Consider the following 23,543-nt stretch of genomic DNA (forward strand, 5'->3'; position numbering starts at 1 on the left):
GAGCCGCCTCACCGGCGGTGTTCCTCGGGTGCCTGTGGGGTCACCCCCCACCCCCTTGTCGTGTTTTTCGTCACGGGCGCTCGCTGACTGCCGCGAGCGCCCGTTGCTGCAAGGTTTGCGGGTTTTCGTGACATGCGGTAGAACGGGCCGTGCCCGCCTCAAAACAGGATTCCACGGCGTATGTATGACCTGAAGTGCTATCCGGCGGTTCCACCGGCTGCGCCGGGGAGTCCCCTCCCACCGGCTGCGCTGTGACATTGTGCATGTCACGTCGTGACGCTGTTGTGACATGTGCAGCGTCACAGCGTGACACACGCCATGTCACGCTGTGACGGTGTGGGCGGCGTTGCTTGCCGGGTGCTTCATTCTGCTTCATTCTGCTTCATTCTGCTTCACGTCTGCTTCGCCGGTGCTTCGTGGGTGCTTCGTGGTGCTTGGATTCTGCTTCGCGGGTGCTTCGTTCCGTGGCCTGTGTGTGGTCTGTCGTGGTTCCTGTTTTTGCCGTGTATACGCGTATACGTGTATACGTCAATGTTTCCAAGGGTTCCGGGTGTATACGCGATTGTATACGTGTATACGCGGACGTGTCCGTTTTGCGTCCCGGATACGTCCGTGTATACACGTATACAGTGCGTATACAGCCGCTTAGCCCTACTGCCGCCTTGCGTATACACGTATACGCGTATACGGGGGCTATCGTGCTACACAGCCCTCCATTTCGACGCGCCGGGCAATGCGGCTTCTTCCACGCATTCCACGCGCGGCGGCTTCTCCCGTTCCATCGCCTCCAGTGCCTCGTACACATACGGTTTCAATGACGCGGTGATGTGGGCGTTACGGATATCGCGCGCCGCGAACGACTCGCCGGGGTGCTTCGCAAGGAACCTGCGCACGCGGTCTGCCGTCCTCTCGCGCAATTCGTCCTGCTCGTCCTCGGCCTCGCGGCTCGCGGCCTTCTTCAGTCGCGCGTAATCGGCGGCGGTCTCCACACGGCGGGCGCGTTCGGCCTCCATGCAACGGCGGCGCACCGCCTGCGAGTATGCCAGCACCTCGCCGGACAGTCGCCAATCGTCATCCGTCACGGTCAGAGGGGCGGCCCGGTCAGGGTCGAGCCACGGCAGCAGCGCGGCCACCTTGAGCCGCACGAGGTTGCCGTGAGCGTCGAGACTGTCACCGGCCTGCCCCACGAGATTGCGTCGCCGTTCCTCGAACGTGTCGCGTCGCGCCGCTTCGGGGTATCGAACCTGAGTCAGCGGGTAGCCGTCGCCGTGGCCGATCATGTCCCACCGGTCCCCCTGCCGGTAGAGCGACTGAATAGAACGGAGGTCTTCGGGGAAACGCGACGCGTCCGCCAACGGCATGACACCGCCCGGCCCCCACTGTTCGTAATCGATGGCGTGGCGTTCGTCGTCCTGTGTGCCGGCCCACAGGAACCGCTGCGGCAACCCGGTATCGGCCTCGTTGAACAGCACACCCGCGTTGCCCTCCTGCACGCCCGTAATCAGGCACAGACGGTACCCGTATCGCGGCGCGCGGAACGTGCCCGCCGCGTACTTGGTGCGACTGCCCAACGGCTCGCCGCTCCACGCCTTCGTGAGTTCGCCCGCCAACGTCGAACCCTGCCGCCCCATGACAGCGCCCAACGTGCTCACCTCGGGCACCGACAACAGGGCGCGACGATTCGTGCAGTGCAGTATGGTGCGCGGCCCATCGCCGTCCCCGCCGCCGCTCTCGTCGGCCACTCGCTCGCAGAACATCGTTACAAGGCCCTCGCCGCTGCCGGGCTGCGAGGTCACGGCATCGCGGATATCAGGCAGCAGCGCGCCCGCGACGCTCTCACACGCCCCCTTACCCTTGCCGCTCGGCCCCACCAACGCCACGAACACATTCAACGACGCGGGGGCCGCGCCCACGAACGCCGGCACCACCACATGCGGCGGGAGCACCGTAGCGACACGCGCCAACAGGGCCATGAACACGCCCCACGGGGCCGCCAACGACTGCCTAGCCGCGTCCCGGATACGCGTCAGATACGGGGCCTCAAGCCAAAAACGCTCAAACCGCTCAACGTCCATACCGTCGTTGTCGGCATCCTCGTCGGGGATATCCGCAACAGGCGCGGCGCTCGCCGGCGGCACCGTCCTGACTGCCGGCAGCAGCTCGAACCATTCGCCCGGCGTGTTCGCCATGATCGCGTCCGTCGTATCATGCGCCGTGCCGGTCGCCTGCACGAACGTGAGCGACCTCACTGCAGGATGCAGCAGCGCGGCCACCTGCGAGCGCCACTTGCAGCCGGTCTCGTCCCTGTCCACTACGGCAACCACCGTCGCGCCGGACAATACCGCCCGGACGCTCGCGGGGTCGAGCGTGCGCGCGAGGTTGCCGCCGCCGCCCGCCGCCGTGGTGGCCGCGTACCCGCACGCCCACAATGAGGCCGCGTCCTTCTCGCCCTCCACCACGAACACCGGACTACCGGCCCTCGCATACTCGGCCACCTGCTCGGCGAGCCACAACGGGTGTCGGCCCCTCGTGGTGCCGTGCTGCCTGATCTGTTTCGCCGGCGAGCGCGACACACGCAAACCGTCCGCGTACTCGTAGACCACGCCTCGCACCTCGTCGTAGGCCATGACCTCCATGCCATTCGACACCACGCACGCCGCGTCGAGCTGCAAGGCGCTCGCGAGCCGGGCCGCGTAATCCGCGTTCCCGCCGCACGAACGGCAGTGGAACAACGTCGCTTGCTGCAACGGCGCGTACAGGATGCGCAGCGCGTCGGCTTCGCCGCACACGGGGCACACGGCCCTGAGTGGCCCATAGGCGGGGTTCACGCCCAACCGGGCGCATGTTGTGCGGAACGCCTCGGAGAGCGTGCCACGCTTCGCGTCCGGCACATAGGCGGTCGGCAGAGTGAACGGCGCGGCTTCCACGGCCTTCCCCTCGGGGGTGCCGGCGAGCGCCCGCCGTTCCCCACGGTCGAGCCGGGGCCATAGACGCGAGTACGCCTTGCGGGCCGCGTCTCGGCTGCGGGGATTGTCGTACAGGTCGGGCCAGTCCAGTTTCAGCGCCTGAAGAATCTCCAGCGTCAGATGCCTATTCGTGGCGTCGTGCTGGTCGCATACCACGGTACAGGCTTCGCCGGGCCGGTAGGTCACATGAACGCTCGGATTGCCGTCAGGCTCATGCACGGGGCATTGCATCATGTAGTCGTCCGCGTGCAGCTGCCTGACCTTCAGCCCGCGAGCGCGGGCCGCGTCAAGAACACGTTCAATCGATGTGGGGGCGCTCATAGCTCGCCTCCATGCATGGCACGGTAGATGGGCGGCATGGGGGTGTGAGGGGGATTCCCCGCGCCGTCGTCGGCTTCGGGGTGCATGTTCATGGCGTTCATGGCGGGTCAGACCCCCGCAAAGGCGTCAAGGCTCTTGGTGGTAATCATGACGCGTCGGCCTACCATGACGGCCTTGAGTTTGCCTTCTCGCACAAGGCGCATGGTTACGCGCTCGTCCTTGAATCCAAGGGACTCGGTGGCGGTTTTCAGCGACTCGAGACGGCTTCGCGACGTGCCGTGATTGGCGGCGGGGATGGTGGGTGAACTAGTATTCACAATTGACTCCCATTCCGTCACATGCACACGCTTGTGCATGTGACAATTACATGGCAAATGCGCATCGCGCTTGCGCGCTGTGCAAGGGGTCGGAACGCCTCGGAGCTGGTACCTCCGGGGCGTTCACATTTTTCGGTTATGCCCTACTGCCGCGTAGTGTGGCGCGGTGGCGCGGGTACATGGATTAGATTAGCGTATCGCCGCGTGCTATCAACTCGGTAGCAGCGCTCCCGCAACAGCGTCATGCCGGAACGCACATTTTTCCATGTTCGTTTCGACTGGGAACTTTGAACGAATTGTGATAACGGGTGACAACGGGTGATAAAGGGTGATAAAGGGGGAAACGTGAGTGAGAAACAGGCTAACACGTGTCGAACTGTGAGAAATACACCTGAAAAACCATGTCTTCGGCGTGTCGCGGCCATCATCATTCCACCCCTTTCAGCAGTTCGGTCATGGTCTCCACCCTCACCGGCACCGGCAGCAGCTCCAGCGCCTTCACGCGCCGCTCCACAGGCAACGGCCTGAGCACCGCCACACGGTCGGCGGCATCCATGCCCGCAAGCATGTCTGCGAGCGCCTTCAGCTCGGAGTCGTCCGCGCCTGCCGCCGCGCGCTCTCCCGACGCCGGGGATGGTTCACCGGGCGTCGCCCCCTCGGGTGAAACGGACGCGGGGACGGCGTTGCGGGCGCTCGCCGGCTTGCGTGCGCCGCGTTCGTCCATGCGGGCCATGACCTCGGATAGATGCTGCTCGTCGGTTACTTGGTATCGAGACGCGACGGCCATTGTCGTGTGCCGCCCTTGGCGCATGACCTCCGCAACTGTCGCCTTGTTCTCCAGCATCAGTGATAGGCAGTCCTTGCGGAGGTCATGGGGGCGCATGGTCTCGAGTCCAGCCACCTTCTTACGCGCCTTGGCGAACTCGTTTCGGTAGAGCTGCCCGTAACGCACCTCACCTGTGCGAGCGGACACGAACAGATGCGCGTCAGGGGCGGTTATCTTCTCCTGCTCAATCCACTCTGCGATGCTCCCCGCGAGCTGCGGTGACATCGCCACAGTGGCTATCGATGATTTCGTTTTCGGCGTGGTAATGACGGTCTCATAGCCGTCTGTCTTCTGGCTCTTCACACGCTGCACCTGCTCGCATACGTGAATCTTCAGGCCCTTCAGGTCGATATGTCGGCGACGCAGCCCCAGCGCCTCACTCTCTCGCAGTCCCGCCCCGTCGCACAGCAGCACCACGAGCCGCACCCAATCCGGCAGCACGGTCAGTAACGCGTCCAGCTGTTCTCGAGTGGGGCGCACCGGTACGTGCTTCACGTCCGGCTTGCCTACCCTGAGCCGGCACGGCGACACCGGTATCAGCGTGCGCCCCCCGTTGTCTAACGGCTCCTCGGCGGCGCTTTTCATCAGCGTGGCGAGGTGCCTGTATACGTGCGCCCGTCGGTTCTCAATATCAGCGTCGAGCCGCACCGGGCGGAACTCGTCATACCACCGCTGCACGTCCCTCGGGGTGATGGCGGTCATGGGCATATCCCCGAAAAACGGCAGCAAGTACAATTCCAGCGATTCTCGATACTTCTGCCTCGCGGTCTCCTTCAAGTCGGTGCCGTCCGGCTTCTTCCGGTTCTCCACCCATCGCGTCGCGTATTCACGGAACGTGATTGAATCGCGTGCGGCCTTCTCCTTGCGCAGCTTCTCCGGTATCCATGTCCCGGCATGTACCGCCTTCAGGCTCTCGGTTAACCACGCCTCACCGTCGAACGCCCGTTCTTTCGGGAACGTCTTGGTGGTGCGTTCGGGCAATCTTGAATCCGGCCAGCGCTCGAACGCCCACAATGGCGTCACGAACGAGTATTCGATATACGTGTAGACCTTGGCCCCGCGCTTCACGCGCTTCTCGGTGCGCTTGCCTTCGCTCGCGCGCTGCCGTCTTCGCGGACGCCCCATAACCATGCACCTCGCCTGAGTGGAAAACAGGGCCTGCCCCTGTTCTGTTACCACTCTGTTTACCACCTGTCACACCCATAAAAACGCGCCGCAACGCACCCTCGCGCAGATGGCCGGCGAGCGCCGTACTGCTTGAAAACGTTGGAACACCGCCGTTTTCGGCATGAAAAAAGGGATTCACGACAACCCGTGAATCCCTTGGCAGCGGAGACAGAGGGATTCGAACCCTCGAGCCGCTAAACGCGACTAACACCTTAGCAGGGTGCCCCTATCGGCCACTCAGGCATGTCTCCATGTTGCATTCGCGCAACAGATGGACAGTCTAGCATCACACCCGCGACGATGCAACACGCCGGCACGCCATCCATGCAGCACTGTGCCGTCCCTTCGCAGCGTGCCACTCCGACGTGTCAGTCCATCGCGTAGCATCGCATCGCGTAGCACTGCGCTGCGCTACGCGCATGCGCACGTCGTCCCACTGCATCGCAACACTGTCGCCTCGCCGCGTCCCGCCGCGGCGCAATACCGCCGCACACCGCGCCGCATCGCATCGCAACACGGTACCACCGTACCCGAGCCATCGCACAGCGTCCGCCAGCCGCTCACTTCGCGGGATTCGTGTCCCCGGTGAACGTGATGATCACCGCCGCGATCACCAATCCCACGCCGATCACATCCCATACGGTCGGAATCTCGCCGAACAGCAGCCCGATGAACACCGCAACCGCCGGATTAATCGACTGCATCACCGAAAACGCGCCCGACGTGGTGCGTCGCATCACGATCTGATCGATCACATACGGCATGAACGAAGCGCACACCGCCACCACCAGCAGCACGCCGACCAGCAGTGCGGCGCCGCGCGGACCGACCGCCCACGTCGCGTCGGCCTTGGGATGCACGGTGTGGCGCACCGCAGGAACGGCCAGCACCAGCGATTGCAGCAGCCAGCCGATCAGCATGCCGACGCTGAGGTTGTCCAGCGAATTGCCGCGCGCCGCCACAAGCCGGCCCATCACGATGTAGACGCCCCACATCGAGCCGCCGATGAGAATCGCGATCAGACCGATCAGGAACCGATCGCCGCTCGGCTGCGTCAGCGACATGCCGGCCAGCAGCGCCACGCCGGCGGCCGCAACGCCGATGCCGACCCGTTCACGCCACGACCGCCCGGCGATCACCGCGACCGACAGCGGACCGATGAATTCGATCGCGACCGCGATGCCAACGTTCATGTTGCTGATTGCCACATAGAACATGGAGTTCATCAGCATGATCGAAATGCCGCATGCGGCCACCACCGCCCAATCGCGAACGTTGCGCGGCAGCCCCCGACGCCGCTCCGGCCGCCACGGGCGACGCCATGCGAGCAGCAGCAGCGAGGTGAATCCCACGCGATACCACACCGCATACAGTGGGTCGAGCTGGGTGAACGCAAGCTTGGCGACCAGTGTGGCGGCATACATGAATACCGCCTCCCCGGCGACGATAAGAAACACGGGACCGCGGTTGAGCAATGCGATGACGGCCCTCTTCATTCTGCCAACGCTAGCACCGCCCGTAGTGCTGCCCATATCGGTGTCTTGCCCGGGCGCGCCGCTGACGCGGATGCGCCACGATGCGGCTACGGCGGCGGCTACGATGGAGCCATGAGCAACGCACCGAGAATCGCCGCGGCAAACCGCGACTGGGGTCATGACGAGACCGGATGCACGGTGCTGCACATCGACATGGATGCCTTCTATGCGTCGCTGGAGATCGCGCGGCATCCCGAACTCAAGGGGCGGCCGGTCATCATCGGCACCGGTCCGCGTTCGGTGGTGTCCGCCGCCAGCTACGAGGCGCGCGCGTATGGCGTGCGGTCGGCGATGGCGAGCGCCAGAGCGCGGCAGTTGTGCCCCAATGGCGTGTTTCTGCCGGTTGACATGGCCTACTATCGCATGATGTCGCACCGGATTTTCACCGAGGTGTTTCTGCGCGTCACCGATCGTTTCGAGAAGGTGTCGGTGGATGAGGGGTATATGGACGTGTCGGGCGCGCTGCTCGCGTGGGGCAGGCCGAGCGCGATCGGCGCGTGGATTCGGCGCGAGGTGGCGTCGCGGTTCCACGTGACCTGTTCGGTGGGCATCGCGTCGAACAAGCTGGTCGCGAAGATGGCGTCCACCAACGCGAAGCCGGATGGCATGCTGCTGATTCCGCGCGCGCGGCAGGCGGAGTTCGTGCAGATGATGCCGTTGCGCGGCGTGCCGGGCATCGGTCCGTCGCTGGAGCGGCGGCTGATGGCGTGGGGTGTGAATGATGTGGCCGCGTTGGCGGCGATGAGCGAGGAGTCGCTGACTCGCGCGTGTGGTTCGGCGACGCTTGCGCACGGATTGTGGATGGCGGCGCGTGGGCTGGATGATCGCCCGGTCGCGCCGGTTCGTGTGGAGAAGTCGATCGGTTCCGAGGAGACGCTGCTCAATGACACGACCGATCGGCGTGTAGTGTACGGGCTGCTGCGGTCGGCGTGCGACGAGGTGGCGGGAACGCTTCGGCGACGCGGTTTTCTTGCCCGCACGGTCACGGTCAAGCTGCGGTTCGCCGACCTGAGTTATCGGACCAGTTCGCATACGTTGGAGCGGCCGACCGATTCCGCTGCGGTGCTGTATCGGCAGTCGCTGGCGGTGCTGCATGTGATGCTGGGGCTGGCTGATTCGTGTGGTTCCGGCGCGTGTGGTTCCGGTGCGCGTGGCGGTGCGGCTGGTGTCGATGCTGATGCTGGCGATGCGCCGCTGCCCAAGATCATCCGCTTGGCTGGGATGAGCGTGAGCGGACTGTGCGAGGCCGGTGCCACGGCGGTGCAGCCGACGATGGACGATCTGCTTGAGGAGAGCGACAGCGCCGACTCCCGTACGTCTTCGGAGCGGATGCGCAGCGCTGAGGCGGCGCTTGATGCGGTGCGGCGGCGGTTCGGGCACAAGGCGGCGAGTCTGGGCGCGTAGTTTGGATTCGCAGGGTGTGGATTCGCATAGTGTGGATACGCGGGGTGGGCAGTCGTAGCGAGGATCGCCGGAATGGATGCGGATTCGGTCGCATGCCACGGGGCAAGCCGCGCGACTCACACGCCAGAGTAAGTGGAGCCGGAGGTACGCCATTGTCCGCCGCCTCCGAGCATCAATGATAATGGTGAATGTGCCGATGAAATGGCATCCAGGTTAATGAGAGCGTTAACGTAATTGGGAAATCAGGCGTGTCGTGCGGTGTCGTGCAACGTTGTGCAGCGTCGTGCGGCAGTGCGGAATCGGTATGGGACCGGTGTGGAATCGCTGCGGAACCGGTGTGCACGTCAGCTCGCCGCAGCGCGTTGCACTAAGGCGCGCCGATGACGTGACGTCCTGTGACAATCGTTGATAGTCGTTGATAGTCGTTGCCATGTGCGAGCGCAAGGCCGGCTCGAAGGCGACGCTTGACCAAGGCGGCAGAGCAGGTAAGGAGTCGATCATGGCACGCGATGCCGAACACGATGAGCACCATGGATTCGACCACGGCGATATTCATTCGCCTGAGTCACCGACGCGCCGCCGCCGCACGGCCTGGCTGCTGCCGGCGCTCGTAGCGCTCCTTGTCGTGGCGCTGATCGTGGCCGGCGCGATCGCGCTGCGCAATCCGTCGCGTCCCGGTGCCACGGCCAACCCTGCAAGCGCGCAGTCCGGCGCGCAAGCCGACAGTCAGCATCCTTCGCTTGACAATCGCAAGACGGCTCCCAAGCCGGTGACCGAACATCACGGCAACTCGCCCGACTGCCCCGACATCGACTGCATCGCCCTGCTCGTCAACGGCGACCTGCTCATCCACGAGGGGCTGTGGAGCCAGTTCGCCGGCAGCGACATCAACGCAACCGACGGCACCGCGTTCGATTTCCGCCCGCTGTTCGAGCCGATGCGCCGCTACATCAACGCCTCGGATCTGTCGGTATGCAACTTCGAGACGCCGGTCGCGCAGCGTGGCGGCCCGTATGCCGCGTATCCGATCTTCAACATTCCCCCCGAGGTGGCGGACGGCGCCGCATACGCCGGATACAACGCCTGCACGCACGCCACCAACCATTCCTGGGATCAGGGCGCCGAAGGTATCGCGCGCCTGTGGGACACGCTTGAGGCGGACGGCATCCAGCAGACCGGCTCGTACAAGACCGAGGCCGAATCCTTGAAGCCGCTGGTCCTCGATTCTCCCACCGGCGGCGGCAAACTCGGTCTGCTCGCCGGCACCGTCTCGCTCAACGGCATGAGCTCCGACGAGGACTGGCAGGTGGACCGGCTGCGCGACGAAAGCGACCCGCAGCATCAGGCCGACATCGACCGGGCCGTCGCCAAGGCGCGCAAGGCCCGCGAACAGGGCGCGGACGTGGTTGCGATCACCATGCATTCGGTCGTCGAATACATCGACTACGCCGACTCATGGCAGGTGGCCGAGGCGCATGCGCTCGCCGACACCGGCGAGTTCGACCTGATCTTCGGCACCGGCTCGCACACCGCGCAGCCGATCGAGCACTACAACGGCACCTGGATCATCTACGGATTGGGCAACGCGGTCACCGAGTCGGCGAACACCGCGCAGACGATCATCCAAAACCAAGGCGTCACCGCGCGCATCCAGTTCGCCGGTCGCAAGGGGCGGCCCGGTTCGTGGCGGGTCAGTCGCATCGACTGGCTGCCCACGGCGAATGTGCGGCAGGGACAGTATCGCTGGTGTCCGCTCGCATCCGATCATCCCGATGGAGCGTGCTGGGACGAGGCGCAGGATGCGCAGGTGCGTCAGCGCATCCATGACGTGCTGTTTTCGATGGGTGCCGATCCGAAGATCGTGCGCGAATGGCGGATCACCGACGAATCATCGAATACTGACAATGCAAGGACCACCGACGAATCATGAGTGCAGCCACGCGGCAATCGCAATCCCGGCAATCGCAGACTCAGCAATCCCAGCAATCCCAGGCAGCGCAGCAGACGCCGGACGCTTCGGCGTCGGCGCGCGAGCTGGCCACGGTGATGAATGCGCCGAGCGCGCCCGCGCACGACTCCTTCGTGGAGAAGAAGTCGGAGTTCATCGGCGACGCATGCCATGCGACGACGCCCGAGGAGGCGCTCGCGTTCGTCGAGCGGATTCGCGACATGCATCCCAAGTCGCGGCATGTCGCCTATGCGGCGATTTTCAGCGGCTCCGGCGGCGGCGTCAGCGAGCGCATGAGCGACGACGGCGAACCGTCGGGCACGGCAGGCAAGCCGATTCTCGATGTGCTGCGGCAGAATTCGCTGGTGGATTGCGTGGTGACGGTCACTCGGTATTTCGGTGGGATTCTGCTTGGTTCCGGCGGACTGATCCGCGCGTATTCGACCGGTGCGTCGATTGCGGTCAAGGCGGCTTCGCTGGCGCGCATCGTGCCGTGCGTGCGGTATGCGGTGACGTTGGATTATCCGCGTCTGGCGCAGTTCCAGCGGCTGCTTGCCGATTGCGGCGGTGGCTGCGCCGATGAGGTCTACACCGATCGCGTGTCGTTGCAGGCGATCGTGCCGCAGGGGGAGTCGGGCGGATTCGAGGCGCGTGTGCGCGAGACGTTCAATGCGGCCGTCGTGCCTGAGCGCATCGATGTGGTGAACCGGCCGGTCGTGCTGTGACGGGTCGTGGCGGTCAGGCAGGGCTGACGGGCTGGGTTGATGTGATGGGTTGCTGTGATGGGTGTCGCTGCGGCGTGTGTCGGACGCTAAGCTGGTATCCATGACCGATCAAGCAGCACAGTCCTCCGAACAGCAGGCGGCGCAGACCGCGGCGCAGCCGACCCCGCAATCCGCGGCGCAGCCGGTGCCGCGGTCGGGCAGTACGCAGTCGGCAGCGCAGTCGGGCAGTACGCAGCCGGCGCCGGATTTCGAGCCGCTGACCGCGACCTATGAGCGGCTGCGGCACTCCACCGACAGCGCCGAACTGTCCGAATTCGCCCGCCGTCCGCTGCCGGACCGATCGGATCAGGCGGCGTTCTCGCGCGCGACCGCACTGCTGGAGGCGGTCGCCGGCAATCCCTGCACGCCCGAGGCCGATCGGCTGTTTCTTGCGCAGACGATGCCGTTCCCGAACATTCTGGTCAAGCTGTCGGCCGATCCGTCCGCCGAGGTGCGTCAGGCGGTCGCGATGAACGGCGACGACAAGAACTGGCTGGTGGGTCGCCTGACCAAGGATGCCGTGCCCGAGGTGCGCGACGCCGCGCTGCGCAATCGTCGCACGTCCTGGAAGATGCGTCTCGAAGGTGCGCAGGACCCGACCGCCGACGCGCAGACGCTTGAGTTTCTGTCCCATCTGGGCATCGACAGCGAGCCTGATGCGCCCGCGATTCTCGCTTCGATGGTGCGCCGGGCGGTGGCGCTCAATCCGAACGTCGATGCCGAAACGTTGTCCAGATTGCGAGACGATCCGTCCGCGGAGGTCGCCAAGGCGGCGAAATCGAGGAACTGAATGCGAATTGCGCGTGAACTACGGTGTGTCGTGCGTCGTTTTTCGGCGTTTTGCCATGCCGGACGTACATACCGGCGTTCTACACTGTAGGTATGACTGAGAAGACTGAGACCGAATCCGCTGAGCGCCTCGCCCGCCCGCTCATCAGGCTGGCGCGTCTGGTCGGTGTGGCCACGAGCTACATCGGCATGTCCGACGACTATCACGAGATCGACGATGATGTTCTGGTGGCCGTGCTCAAGGCGCTGGGCATCGACGCGTCCAGCGACGACGCGATCGCCGCGTCGATCCGCCGCATCCTCGACGAGCGCCACGGTCGGCTGGTGCCGCCCACGGTGCTGCACGTCCAGGGGCACGATGATTCGGTGCTCGTCAACACCGACATTCTCAAGGTGCCGTCGGCGTCCATCACGCTGGAGGACGGCCGGCCCTACGAAGGCGCGCTGGTCATCGGGCCGGGCGACGGCTCGCAGGCGTATGCGGTCAACGGCGGCTTCGTCGCCACCGCATCGGTCGAGCTGCCCGCGGATCTGCCGCTGGGATATCACACGCTGCATGTGCGCGTGGGCGAGCGCACGCAGGACGCGACGCTGATCAGCGTCCCCGCCAAGATCGATCTGCTCGACCCGATGAAGAACGGCCATCTGTGGGGGTGGATGGCGCAGCTGTATTCGATCCGCTCCACGCAGTCGTGGGGCGTCGGCGACTACGTCGATCTCAGGAACATGCTCGTCAACGCGAAGACGGCCACGGGTGCCGACTTCATGCTCATCAACCCGGTGCATGCCGCCGAACCGGTGGCGCCGCTCACCCCGTCGCCGTATCTGCCGGTGTCGCGCCGCTTTGTGAACTTCACCTACATCCGTCCCGAGGCGATCGAGGAGTACGCGCTGCTCGATCCCGACACCGCGCACGAGATCAAGGATCTGCATGCGCAGGTGGAGCCGCTCAACGGCGACGCGCAGATCATCGACCGCGATTCGATGTGGCGCATGAAGATGCGCGCCTTGTGGACCATCTTCAAGGCCGGCCGCTCCCAGGCGCGGCAGGCCGCGTTCGACGACTACAAGCGCGAATGCGGCGAGGAGCTTGAGGCATACGCCACCTGGTGCCTGTGCTACGACAAGTGGGGCGCGCCGGACGGTCGGCCCGGCAACTGGCAGCAGGCGCTCGACAAGAACTCGCCGCAGATCATCGCGCTGCGCAACCAGTATCCCGACACGCTCGACTTCTACCGCTGGCTCGAATGGATCGCGTCGCAGCAGCTGACCGACGCGCAGCACGCGGCTCGCAATGCCGGCATGCGCATCGGCATCATGTCGGACATGGCGGTCGGCGTCCACCCGCTCGGCTCCGAGGTGTGGTGGAATCCGGAGCGCTTCGCCAGGGGAGCCACGGTCGGTGCCCCGCCGGACATGTTCAACCAGCAGGGTCAGGATTGGAGCCAGCCGCCGCTGAGCCCGATCGCGCTGCGCGACACCGGATACCGCGCCTATCGCGACATGGTGCATGGCATGTTCGCGCAGGCCGGCGCGGTGCGCATCGACCATATTCTCGGTCTGTTCCGCCTGTGGTGGATTCCGCGCGGCAAGTCGGCCAAGGAGGGCACGTATGTGCACTACGATTCCGACGTGATGCTCGGCATTCTCGCGCTTGAGGCGTCGCGCGCGGGTGGCGTGGTCGTCGGCGAGGATCTCGGCGTGGTGCCGCCCTACGTGTCCAAGTCGCTGTCGGCGCATGGCATTCTCGGATGCGCGGTCGAATGGTTCGAGCAGTTCGAGGGCCGGTTCCGCGCGCCGTCCGATTGGCGTCCCTACGCGCTCGCCTCGGTCAACACGCACGATCTGCCGCCGGCGGCAGGATATTTCGAATTCGAGCATGTCAAGCTGCGTGAACGGCTGGGGCTGCTGTCCGGCTCGGCCGAGGAGTTCGAGCGCGGCGCCCGCAACGAGCAGAAGGCGATGCTGGCGATGCTCGTCGATCAGGGATATCTTGACGCATCAGTGCTTGACGATGCGGCAGGTCACGAGCATGAGATCGTGATCGCGCTCTACCGTGCGCTCAAGGGCTCGCCGTGCAAGCTGCTCGCCGCGTCGATCACCGATGCAGTCGGCGAGAAGCGCGCGCAGAACCAGCCCGGCACCAACAACGAGTACCCGAACTGGCGTATTCCGTTGGCGGACGCGCACGGCAATGTCGTGCCGCTGGACGACCTGTTCGCCCGCGACGACGTGCGCGAGCTCGCCGCCATCATGAACGGCTGAGTCCGCCGGTCGCCGGGCCTGTACGGTTTGGCCTGTACGGTTTTTGGGCTGTTTGCTTGCGGCCTTCACGCTGGCTGACGCATGGTCACTGACCATGGTCATGGCGGGAAGGCCGTTTGTCATATTGCGGGATGTCGGACTTGTGCCGGTCGTGTGCCGATCGTGTGTCGTATGTCGTGGCCCGCGTTATAATTGTCGATTGTTGTGTTTCCCTAAGGGGTCCTTCAAAGCGCTTTCCCACTCGCCATCGAGGACTTTCAGGGAGCCCACGGATAATGAGGTCTGAAGCTTCTCGGACAGCGCGCTTCCTACACGCACGCCGAGCAGCCGAAGCCCGGAACACAATATTAGGAAAAGGTACATCAGTGAAAACTTTCACGCCGAAGCCAGCTGATCTGACTCATGACTGGTACATCGTCGATGCCACCGACGTGGTGCTGGGCCGTCTCGCCACGCAGGTCGCGAACCTGCTGCGCGGCAAGAACAAGCCGACCTACGCGCCTCACGCGGATTCCGGCAACTATGTCATCGTCATCAACGCCGGCAAGATCGCCCTCACCGGCGACAAGAGCGGCAAGGAGCTGTACGCTCACTCCGGCCGTCCCGGTGGTCTGCGTCGCGACACCTATGCTCAGCTGCTGCAGAACAAGCCTGAGCGCATCATCACGGCCGCGGTCAAGGGCATGCTGCCCAAGAACCGTCTTGCTGCCGTCCAGCTCAAGCGTCTGCGCGTCTTCGCCGGCGCCGAGCACCCGCACACCCCTCAGAAGCCCCAGACCTTCGAGATCAAGCAGATCTCGCAGCAGGCCAAGTGAACCGAAAGGAGATAAGAATCATGGCTGAAAACACCAACGACTCCACGGTTCAGGAAACCGAAGAGGAGCTCACCCAGTACTCCACCGAGACCAACGCCGGCGCTGGCACCGGCACGTCCACGATCGCTCCGGGCTACGGCACCGGTCGTCGTAAGGAAGCTGTCGCTCGTGTTCGTCTGATTCCGGGCACCGGCAAGTGGAAGATCAACGGTCGCGAGCTGGAGGAGTACTTCCCCTCCAAGCTGCTGCAGCGTGAGGTCAACTCTCCGATTGTGCTCCTCAAGCTTGAGGGCAAGTTCGACGTCATCGTCCTCGTCGACGGCGGCGGCACCACCGGTCAGGCCGGTGCCATCCGTCTCGGTGTGGCCCGCGCGCTCAACGCCATCGATCGTGACGCCAACCGCGCCACGCTGAAGAAGGCCGGCATGCTGACCCGTGACGCCCGCGTCGTCGAGCGCAAGAAGGCCGGTCTGCACAAGGCTCGCCGCGCTCCGCAGTTCTCGAAGCGTTAAGGTTTGTCGCTTGCTCGCCATGTCGCGAGCGTGCTGTGGCAGGCGTTGTGGCTCATACGAGACACGATTGTGTCCACAGACTCAACAAAGGGTCTCCGCGTTATTCTCGCGGAGACCCTTTGTTTGTTTTTGTGCTTGTGCTGTTGGTGCTGGTTGTTGTTGAGACTTCTGCTGTTTTCGTGGGCTGGATGGTGGGGCACCATGGTTGGACATGAGAGAGGAACGAGAGAGGGACGTTGCTTTAGCGCGTTGCTTTAGCGCAAGGATTCTACGAACTCAACGCAAATCTGCCACTGATGCTGTGATGTCAGAGCTGTCACTGGATCTGCTTCATCACGCTGATCGTGCATCCCGGGAATGCCCAGACGTTGGGATCGGCGGCTTCGCTGGGTTCGGTGACGGCTGCTGCGGCACTTGGGTCATCTGCACTTGTGGCATCTGGGCTGGCGACGCTGGGGTCAGTGACGCCAGTTCCGCCGGTTTCGCTGTGTCCATCACGATCGGAGTCGTTTGCTTCACCGGTCCGTGCTTCGGCGGCCGGTATTTCGCCGGTCCGTGCCGCCTGCGTCCACTCTGACTCTGCCATCCGCGCTTCGTTTGACGGCGCATTGCCCCTCTGCGCTGCGCCAATCTGTGATGCGCCAATCTGCGCCGCGTCTTTCCGCGCCGAATCCGCCAACACCTCGCCGGCATCTGCCCGTGTCGCATCCGACGCACCGGCTACGCCCTGCATCTGCCGGATGAGCGTGCCGATCGGGCTGTCAGCCGGAACGCGCGTCGTCCAGTTCGGATCGGTCGTATAGTGCGAGGTGATATGCTCCACGACTTTTCCGCGCTGCGGCCGCAGCCCGACCGAGCAGCCGGAACTCCAGACGCACTGCCATTCGCTGTCCGCGGGAAGCCGGTACATGCGATCGTCCAATCCGCCGTTGATGACGATGAGGATGTCCACTTCGTTGGCACCGCGCAGCCGCATGACGAAGTCGCGGATCGTGCGGTCGAACCAGTTGTGGTCCATCGGCGTCGTGCCATCCGGCAGATACCATTGCACGCGGCTTGACGGCTTGAACAGGCCGAGCTGCGTGAGCCGGGTGAAAAACTCCTCATGATGGTACAGGTCGAGCGACTTGCGGATGGAGATCAGCCGGGAGATCGTCTCCAGTCGGCGCATCTGCGGCGTCTTATGATCGGCGTAGAGCCAATCCCAGTCCATCCACGTCAGATCGTTGTCCTGACAATAGGCGTTGTTGTTGCCGTATTGCGTGTTGCAGCATTCGTCGCCGGCGAGCATCATCGGCGTGCCGAGCGACAGCAGCAGCGTGCCGAGCATGTTCATTGCCGCCAGTTCGCGATTGCGGTTGATGACCGGATCGTCGCTCGGCCCTTCCACACCGAAGTTCACGGAATGGTTGACGTTCGATCCGTCGTTGTTGTTCTCGCCGTTGGCCTCGTTGTGCTTGCGCGCGTAGCGGGTCAGGTCGGTGAGGGTGAATCCGTCGTGGCAGGCCACGTAGTTGATCGATGCCGCGCTGCCGCGACCCGGGTCGGTGGCGTAGAAGTCGGCGGAGCCGCACAGTCGGGTCGCCATCTCCTGCATGCCGACCCCGGCGAAGTTGCCGTTTCCGCCGCCGACCGCAGTGCCGCCGCCGACCGCTGCACCGGCTACCGTGCTGCCAGCTACGTCGCCAGCCGGATCGATGCCGCCGTCAGCCACGCCGCCGTCAGCCACGCCGCCGGCCGCGCCGCCGACGGCGTTGGAACCGGCGGCCCTGCTTGCCGCCGCACCGCGAATCGCGGTCAGCTGGGCCACGTCGCCAAGCCAGAACTGCCGCGTCGCGTCGCGGAACCGGTCGTTCCATTCGGCGAATGGCAGCCCGAACTGGCCGGTTCGCCATCCCTGCGGGCCGAGATCCCACGGTTCCATGATCAGTTTGAGATTGCCGAGCAGCAGATCGGAACGCAATGCGTACAGGAACGGATGATGCCGCGTGAATTCGCCGTCGAGCCGCGCCAGCGAGACGCCGAGGTCGAATCGGAATCCGTCGACGCCGATGCGTTTGGCCCAGTACCGCAGCGAATCCACGGCGAACGTGGCGACATGCGTATTGGTGAAATCGAAGGTGTTGCCGCAGCCGGTCGTATCCTCCAACCGGCCGATGTTGCCGGATTGGCGACGATAGTACGATATCGCGTCAAGCCCTCGCCAGCATACGGTCGGTCCTTCCACACCGCCTTCGCAGGTGTGGTTGTAGACGACGTCCATGATGACCTCGAAGCCGGCATCGTGCAGGGCGCGCACCATGTCGATGACCTCCTGGCGCACGGCTCGCGCCCCGGCCTTGCGTGCCGCAGCCGTGGCGTACGAGGGTTCGGGGGAGAAGTAGCCGAGCGTCGAATAGCCCCAATAGTTCGACCGGCCGCGCTGCTGGAGAAACAGTTCGTCCTGCTTGGCCTGAATCGGCAGCAGCTCGATCGAGGTGACGCCGAGATTCTGCAGATAGCTCAGCGTGGTGGGGTGGGCGAGCCCGGCGTAGGTGCCGCGCAGCTCCGGCGGCAGCCAGGGGGCCTTCGCGGTGAATCCCTTGACATGCAGCTCGTAGAGCACGGTCTTGCTCCACGGAATGTGCGGGTGGTTCGGCTCTCCCTCATGTTTGGCGTGGTCGCGGTCGTCGATCGCCACGGAGACGGGCATCGAGCCGAGCGCGTCGACGGTGCTCATCGCCCCGAACGCATTGCCTTTGACCATGCCGTTGTCGACGGTGCACTGGTAGGAGAACGCGGCTTCGGTCAGCTGCATGGCGCCTTTGATGCCCTTGCCATACGGGTCGAGCAGCAGCTTGTACGGGTTGAAGCGCACGCCGTGCGTCGGGTCCCATGCGCCGTCCACGCGGTAGGCGTATTCCATGCCGTCCCATGCCCTGGGCAGATGCACGTACCACAGCCCGTAGTTGGGGCCTTCCATGCGAAACAGCGTCTCGCGCATGTATTTGTCTTCCAATATGCGCGTGCATACCGGATTGGCGTGGATCTGGTTGATGAACGGCGTCGGCGCGTCGTCGAAGATGCGGACCGTCTCGGTGTAGAAGGCGCTGGGACGCTCCACCGGCTCGTAGACGCACAGCCACACCTGATCGGCGGTTTCGGAGCGCACCACGGCATCCGCTCCGCCATCATCGGTGAAGTAGAGTCCTGGGCGGGTTGCGTAACGATGCAGTGGTGGGTTTCTCATATGGCCATTGTAGACGCCGGCTGTCGATCATGCGCGTTGCATTGCGGCAGTGCGCTATGCAAGTGCGCTATGGAATCGCGCTATGGAATCGCGCGACGGGATCGAGACCCAGCGAGGCGACGTATGCGCCGACGCATGACTGGGCGGCACCGATCGCCGCCTGTTCGTCGCCCGGCATCGCGGCGTGGACGGCGAACCGGTCCATGCCGAACGGCATGCGTTCGCGGACGCGTCTGGCGATGTCGGCGATGTCGGCGTCGTCGAGATACTGCGCGATCTGGCCGCCGAGTATCACGTCGCCGCAGATCACCGATCGCGCGGCCGCGATGGCCTGCGCGAGATGGTCCATCCATGCGTCGAGCCGCCGACGATGGTTCGGTTCGCCCTGTTCGAGCACGCTGAAGAAACCGGGCAGGCTTTCGCCGTCCTCGGTCAGGGTCGTGGGTGAGCAGTAGGCGTCCATGCAGCCGCGTCGCCCGCAGCGGCATTCCAGACCGTCCGGCACGAGCGTCATATGCGCGATGGTGCCGTTGCAGCGGTTCGGTCCGCTGTTGACGGCGCCGTCGACGATGACCGCTCCGCTGACCATGTGGTCAAGATAGATGCAGAGCGCGTCGTCGATGGTGCGATCGGCCCACAATTGCGCGGTGGCGCGTGCTTCGGCCTGCCGAATGAGCGTGCAGGGGCGGTGCAGCGTCTGGATGAGGGTGCGCAGCGACGCGTCCGGCGATGCGGTGGCGAGATCGAATTCGACCATGCCGCCGTCCGGCGTGAGGATGCCGGGGGCCGCGCACGCCGTTGCGATGATCGTGGCGTGACGTTCGGTGGCGTCGGCGAAGTCGTTGACGATGTTGCCGACGCGCTGCCAGTAGGCATTGCCGCTGTATTGGGGGATGACGCGGTCGATCGCATCGCTGACCTCGCCGGCGAGGTTCACGGCTCGGATATGCAGCGATCCGCGGTTGGCTGATATGCCGATCGCCACGTGGTTCGAGTTCGCGAAGGCGTAGGCGTAGGCGCGCCGGCCGCCGGTGGATGGGCGGGACGGTCCTGGTTCGATGAGTTGGCGTCGCATGAGTTCGCGCAGCGCGCGGTCGACGGTTGGTAGGCTGAGTTGAAGCGATTCGGCGAGTTCTCGGCGGCTGGCCGGGCCGTGGACGTAGAGCTGGTTGGCGATGGCTGCTGCTGCATCGCCGTGATGCGACTGTGGCTGGTCGGTTTGGTGGCCGGGTGCCAAGTTTGATAAATCCATTTTGCTTAAGTTGGTCATACTCTATGACTTTAGCAAAAAGGCATTGCTGAAGTGATTCGCCTGATGCGTGTGGTGTGTTGTGAACAACGTGGTTGAATCGAACAAAATGTAACATTTCGATGGTATTCGCTCAAAATATTGCGAAAAATGATCGCAGAATATCATAAAACGAACAAAAACGAACATGAAACGCACATTGTCGGCTATGGTGCGTGCCGGCTTGCCATACGGTACATTGTGACTCGGGTCACAGATCGCGAGCCGCTGCATGCCGGCGGCGGATGAGACGTGACGAAACAGGACGACCACGAAGCCGCGGCAACCCAACAGTGAGCGCGGCACATCAAGGAGGATCGCATGGCAGAAGCAGCGAAGGCCGACATCCCGGCCATTCCCACCAAGCCAAGCCCGGAGGACAAGAAAGCGGCCGCCGAGGCCGAGGTCGACGCGCTCGTCGCCAAGGCGCTGAAGGCTCTGGACAAGTTCGAGGAGCTTGACCAGAAGCAGGTGGACCACATCGTCGCCAAGGCGTCGGTCGCGGCGCTCAACAAGCATCTGGTGCTGGCGAAGATGGCCGTCGAGGAGACCGGCCGCGGTCTGGTGGAGGACAAGGCCACCAAGAACATCTTCGCGTGCGAGCACGTCACCAACTACATGGCCGGGCAAAAGACCGTCGGCATCATCCGCGAGGACGACGTGATGGGCATCGACGAGATCGCCGAGCCGGTCGGTGTGGTCGCCGGCGTGACCCCGGTCACCAACCCGACCTCCACCGCGATCTTCAAGTCCCTGATCGCGCTGAAGACCCGCTGTCCGATCATCTTCGGCTTCCACCCGGGCGCGCAGAAGTCGTCGGTCGAGGCCGCGCGGATCGTGCGCGACGCGGCCATCGAAGCCGGCGCCCCCGTCGACTGCATCCAGTGGATCGAGCACCCGTCGATCGAGGCGACCGGCGCGCTGATGAAGCATCCCGGCGTGGCGACCATTCTCGCCACCGGCGGCCCCGGCATGGTCAAGGCCGCGTATTCATCCGGCAAGCCGGCCCTCGGCGTGGGCGCCGGCAATGCGCCCGCCTATGTCGACGCGAACGTCGACATCGCCCGCGTGGCCAACGATCTGGTGCTGTCCAAGCACTTCGACTACGGCATGATCTGCGCCACCGAGCAGGCGATCATCGCCGACAAGGCCGTCTACGCGCCGCTGGTCGCCGAACTCAAGCGTCGCAAGGCGTACTTCGTCAACGCGGATGAGAAGGCCAAGCTGGAGCAGTACATGTTCGGCTGCACGTCGTACTCCGGCCAGACGCCGAAGCTCAACTCGGTGGTGCCGGGCAAGTCCCCGCAGTACATCGCCCATGCCGCCGGATTCGAGATTCCCGAGGACGCCACCATCCTCGTCGCCGAATGCAAGGAGGTCGGCGAGAACGAGCCGCTGACCATGGAGAAGCTCGCCCCGGTGCAGGCCATGCTCCGTTCCGATTCCAAGGAGCAGGGCTTCGAGATGTGCGAGAAGATGCTCATCCACGGCGCCGGCCACACCGCCGCCATCCACACCGACGATCAGGCGCTGGTGCGTGAGTACGGCCAGCGGATGCACGCATGCCGCATCGTGTGGAACTCCCCGAGCTCGCTGGGCGGCATCGGCGACATCTACAACGCGATCGCCCCGTCGCTGACCCTGGGCTGCGGCTCGTACGGCGGCAACTCGGTCTCCGGCAACGTGCAGGCGGTCAACCTCATCAACATCAAGCGCATCGCTCGGAGGAACAACAACATGCAGTGGTTCAAGATCCCGCCGAAGACCTACTTCGAGCCGAACGCGATCCGATATCTGCGCGACATGTTCGGCATCGAGAAGGCCGTGATCGTGTGCGATCGCGTCATGGAGCAGCTCGGCGTCGTCGACAAGGTCATCGACCAGCTGCGCGCCCGCTCCAACCGCGTCACGTTCCGCATCATCGACTACGTCGAGCCGGAGCCCTCGGTCGAGACCGTCGAGAAGGGCGCCGAAATGATGCGCGAGGAGTTCGAGCCGGACACGATCATCGCGGTCGGCGGCGGCTCCCCGATGGATGCGGCCAAGATCATGTGGCTGCTCTACGAGCACCCGGAGATCCACTTCGGCGACGTGCGCGAGAAGTTCTTCGACATCCGCAAGCGCGCGTTCAAGATTCCGCCGCTGGGTAAAAAGGCCAAGCTCGTGTGCATCCCGACCTCGTCGGGCACCGGCTCCGAGGTGACGCCGTTCGCCGTGATCACCGACCACAAGACCGGATACAAGTACCCGATCACCGACTACGCGCTCACCCCGTCGGTGGCGATCGTGGACCCGGTTCTGGCCCGCACCCAGCCGCGCAAGCTCGCATCCGACGCCGGCTTTGATGCGCTGACCCACTCGTTCGAGGCGTACGTGTCGGTGTATGCGAACGACTTCACCGACGCGATGGCGCTGCACGCGGCCAAGCTGATCTGGGACAACCTCGCCGAGTCCGTCAACGGCGAGCCCGGTCTGGCCAAGACCGACGCGCAGGAGAAGATGCACAACGCCGCCACGATGGCCGGCATGGCGTTCGGCTCCGCGTTTCTGGGCATGTGCCACGGCATGGCCCACACGCTCGGCGCGCTGCTGCATGTGGCGCACGGACGCACCAACTCGATCCTGCTGCCGTACGTGATCCGCTACAACGGATCGATCCCCGAGGAACCGACCAGCTGGCCGAAGTACAACAAGTATGTGGCTCCGGAGCGATACCAGCAGCTGGCGAAGAACCTCGGCATCGATCCGGGCAAGACCCCGGCCGAGGGCGTCGAGAATCTGGCGAAGGCCGTCGAGGACTACCGCGACAACAAGCTCGGCATGAACCGCTCCTTCCAGGATGCCGGTGTCGACGAGAATCTGTTCTGGTCCATCCTCGACCAGTACGGCATGCGCGCCTACGAGGACCAGTGCACCCCGGCCAACCCGCGCATCCCGCTGATCAACGACATGAAGGACATCGCCGTCGGCGCCTACTACGGCGTCTCTCAGGCCGAAGGTCACAAGATTCGCGTCGAGCGTGAGGGCGCGGCCGCCACTGAAGAGGCCTCCGAGCGCCTGTGATGCGGCGCTGCGCAGTGCGGCGCTTCACAGTGAATTGATGTCATAGCGCGCAGCTGATTGCACAGCCCGCCACCGATCATGATGCCGCCTTCCCGAGTTGTCCAGCTCGGGAGGGCGGCATCATGCTATTGGTCCGTCTCTCATAATTGGGCGCTTCTGTCGTTATCTGTGTGGTGGCTCGTTGCTGAGCCGTTGGGATGGTAGGGGAAGGGCGCTTTTCGGGTAGGGTTGCTCATCGGGTTGGGTTGCTCATCGACCAAGAAGAACCATGGAACTAGTGTCCTGCGTCAGAAGTTCGTTGATTATATTGTTGGCTCCCCTTGTCAGGGGAGCT

At 64.4% G+C, this 23,543-nt stretch carries 14 protein-coding genes and 1 tRNA gene; 8 read left to right on the forward strand and 7 right to left on the reverse strand.

The genetic code is table 11. From position 1 onward, the window contains the following. Positions 1 to 701: 701 nt before the first annotated feature. The 5 genes from EHS19_RS02405 to EHS19_RS02425 all read right to left on the reverse strand — a co-directional run bounded on the left by EHS19_RS02405 (position 702) and on the right by EHS19_RS02425 (position 7,093). Entirely contained in the window at positions 702 to 3,287 is a 2,586-nt protein-coding gene (locus EHS19_RS02405; RefSeq protein ID WP_151916222.1) for a hypothetical protein, read from the reverse strand. A gap of 107 nt (positions 3,288 to 3,394) precedes the next feature. Continuing rightward, positions 3,395 to 3,604, reverse strand: coding sequence for a helix-turn-helix domain-containing protein (locus EHS19_RS02410; RefSeq protein ID WP_241677035.1), 210 nt, complete (start codon positions 3,602 to 3,604; stop codon positions 3,395 to 3,397). Between the two features lie 427 nt (positions 3,605 to 4,031). Further along, positions 4,032 to 5,498 (reverse strand): site-specific integrase, encoded by a 1,467-nt coding sequence (locus EHS19_RS02415; protein ID WP_175578253.1) that lies wholly within the window; start codon positions 5,496 to 5,498, stop codon positions 4,032 to 4,034. Positions 5,499 to 5,760: 262 nt separating this feature from the next. Continuing rightward, a tRNA-Ser gene (locus EHS19_RS02420) sits at positions 5,761 to 5,848 on the reverse strand. Positions 5,849 to 6,157: 309 nt separating this feature from the next. Then, positions 6,158 to 7,093 carry an EamA family transporter gene (locus EHS19_RS02425; protein ID WP_151916224.1) on the reverse strand — a complete coding sequence of 312 codons (936 nt, stop codon included), beginning with the start codon at positions 7,091 to 7,093 and terminating at the stop codon, positions 6,158 to 6,160. Positions 7,094 to 7,204: 111 nt separating this feature from the next. Here EHS19_RS02425 and dinB point away from each other — a divergent pair, with 111 nt between their 5' ends. The 7 genes from dinB to rpsI all read left to right on the forward strand — a co-directional run bounded on the left by dinB (position 7,205) and on the right by rpsI (position 15,629). After that, positions 7,205 to 8,536 carry a DNA polymerase IV gene (dinB, locus tag EHS19_RS02430; RefSeq protein ID WP_151916225.1) on the forward strand — a complete coding sequence of 444 codons (1,332 nt, stop codon included), beginning with the start codon at positions 7,205 to 7,207 and terminating at the stop codon, positions 8,534 to 8,536. Positions 8,537 to 9,035: 499 nt separating this feature from the next. After that, entirely contained in the window at positions 9,036 to 10,466 is a 1,431-nt protein-coding gene (locus EHS19_RS02435) for a CapA family protein (RefSeq protein ID WP_151916226.1), read from the forward strand. A 104-nt stretch (positions 10,467 to 10,570) separates the two neighbouring features. Next, the gene (locus EHS19_RS02440; protein ID WP_151916293.1) at positions 10,571 to 11,209 is read left to right on the forward strand and encodes an IMPACT family protein; all 639 of its coding nucleotides are present in this window, start codon (positions 10,571 to 10,573) and stop codon (positions 11,207 to 11,209) included. A 100-nt stretch (positions 11,210 to 11,309) separates the two neighbouring features. Further along, positions 11,310 to 12,038, forward strand: coding sequence for an AbrB family transcriptional regulator (locus EHS19_RS02445; protein ID WP_151916227.1), 729 nt, complete (start codon positions 11,310 to 11,312; stop codon positions 12,036 to 12,038). A 92-nt stretch (positions 12,039 to 12,130) separates the two neighbouring features. Continuing rightward, a complete protein-coding gene (malQ, locus tag EHS19_RS02450) occupies positions 12,131 to 14,302 on the forward strand; it encodes a 4-alpha-glucanotransferase (protein WP_151916228.1) in 2,172 nt (723 codons plus the stop codon). Positions 14,303 to 14,667: 365 nt separating this feature from the next. Beyond that, positions 14,668 to 15,117, forward strand: coding sequence for a 50S ribosomal protein L13 (gene rplM / locus EHS19_RS02455; RefSeq protein WP_151916229.1), 450 nt, complete (start codon positions 14,668 to 14,670; stop codon positions 15,115 to 15,117). Between the two features lie 20 nt (positions 15,118 to 15,137). Continuing rightward, on the forward strand, positions 15,138 to 15,629 hold the full coding sequence (gene rpsI / locus EHS19_RS02460; RefSeq protein ID WP_151916230.1) for a 30S ribosomal protein S9: 492 nt from the start codon (positions 15,138 to 15,140) through the stop codon (positions 15,627 to 15,629). A gap of 316 nt (positions 15,630 to 15,945) precedes the next feature. On the opposite strand, the gene EHS19_RS11705 is transcribed toward rpsI, so the two are convergent. After that, positions 15,946 to 18,858, reverse strand: a complete 2,913-nt coding sequence (locus EHS19_RS11705; protein ID WP_421745114.1) for a glycogen debranching protein — start codon at positions 18,856 to 18,858, stop codon at positions 15,946 to 15,948. Positions 18,859 to 18,925: 67 nt separating this feature from the next. Next, complete coding sequence (locus EHS19_RS02480; protein WP_175578254.1) at positions 18,926 to 20,095, reverse strand: ROK family transcriptional regulator; 1,170 nt, start codon at positions 20,093 to 20,095, stop codon at positions 18,926 to 18,928. A gap of 372 nt (positions 20,096 to 20,467) precedes the next feature. On the opposite strand from EHS19_RS02480, the gene adhE reads away from it, so the two are divergent. After that, positions 20,468 to 23,209 (forward strand): bifunctional acetaldehyde-CoA/alcohol dehydrogenase, encoded by a 2,742-nt coding sequence (gene adhE, locus EHS19_RS02485; RefSeq protein WP_151916232.1) that lies wholly within the window; start codon positions 20,468 to 20,470, stop codon positions 23,207 to 23,209. The last annotated feature ends 334 nt before the right edge of the window (positions 23,210 to 23,543 follow it).

The sequence above is a fragment of the Bifidobacterium jacchi genome, assembly GCF_009078285.1.
Classification (GTDB): Bacteria; Actinomycetota; Actinomycetes; order Actinomycetales; family Bifidobacteriaceae; genus Bifidobacterium; species Bifidobacterium jacchi.

Coding starts and splice junctions, on each gene's coding strand:
- EHS19_RS02405 (WP_151916222.1), bottom strand. CDS start 3,287: ATGAGCGCCCCCACATCGATTGAACGTGTTCTTGACGCGGCCCGCGCT.
- EHS19_RS02425 (WP_151916224.1), bottom strand. CDS start 7,093: ATGAAGAGGGCCGTCATCGCATTGCTCAACCGCGGTCCCGTGTTTCTT.
- dinB (WP_151916225.1), top strand. CDS start 7,205: ATGAGCAACGCACCGAGAATCGCCGCGGCAAACCGCGACTGGGGTCAT.
- EHS19_RS02435 (WP_151916226.1), top strand. CDS start 9,036: ATGGCACGCGATGCCGAACACGATGAGCACCATGGATTCGACCACGGC.
- EHS19_RS02445 (WP_151916227.1), top strand. CDS start 11,310: ATGACCGATCAAGCAGCACAGTCCTCCGAACAGCAGGCGGCGCAGACC.
- malQ (WP_151916228.1), top strand. CDS start 12,131: ATGACTGAGAAGACTGAGACCGAATCCGCTGAGCGCCTCGCCCGCCCG.
- rpsI (WP_151916230.1), top strand. CDS start 15,138: ATGGCTGAAAACACCAACGACTCCACGGTTCAGGAAACCGAAGAGGAG.
- EHS19_RS11705 (WP_421745114.1), bottom strand. CDS start 18,858: ATGAGAAACCCACCACTGCATCGTTACGCAACCCGCCCAGGACTCTAC.
- adhE (WP_151916232.1), top strand. CDS start 20,468: ATGGCAGAAGCAGCGAAGGCCGACATCCCGGCCATTCCCACCAAGCCA.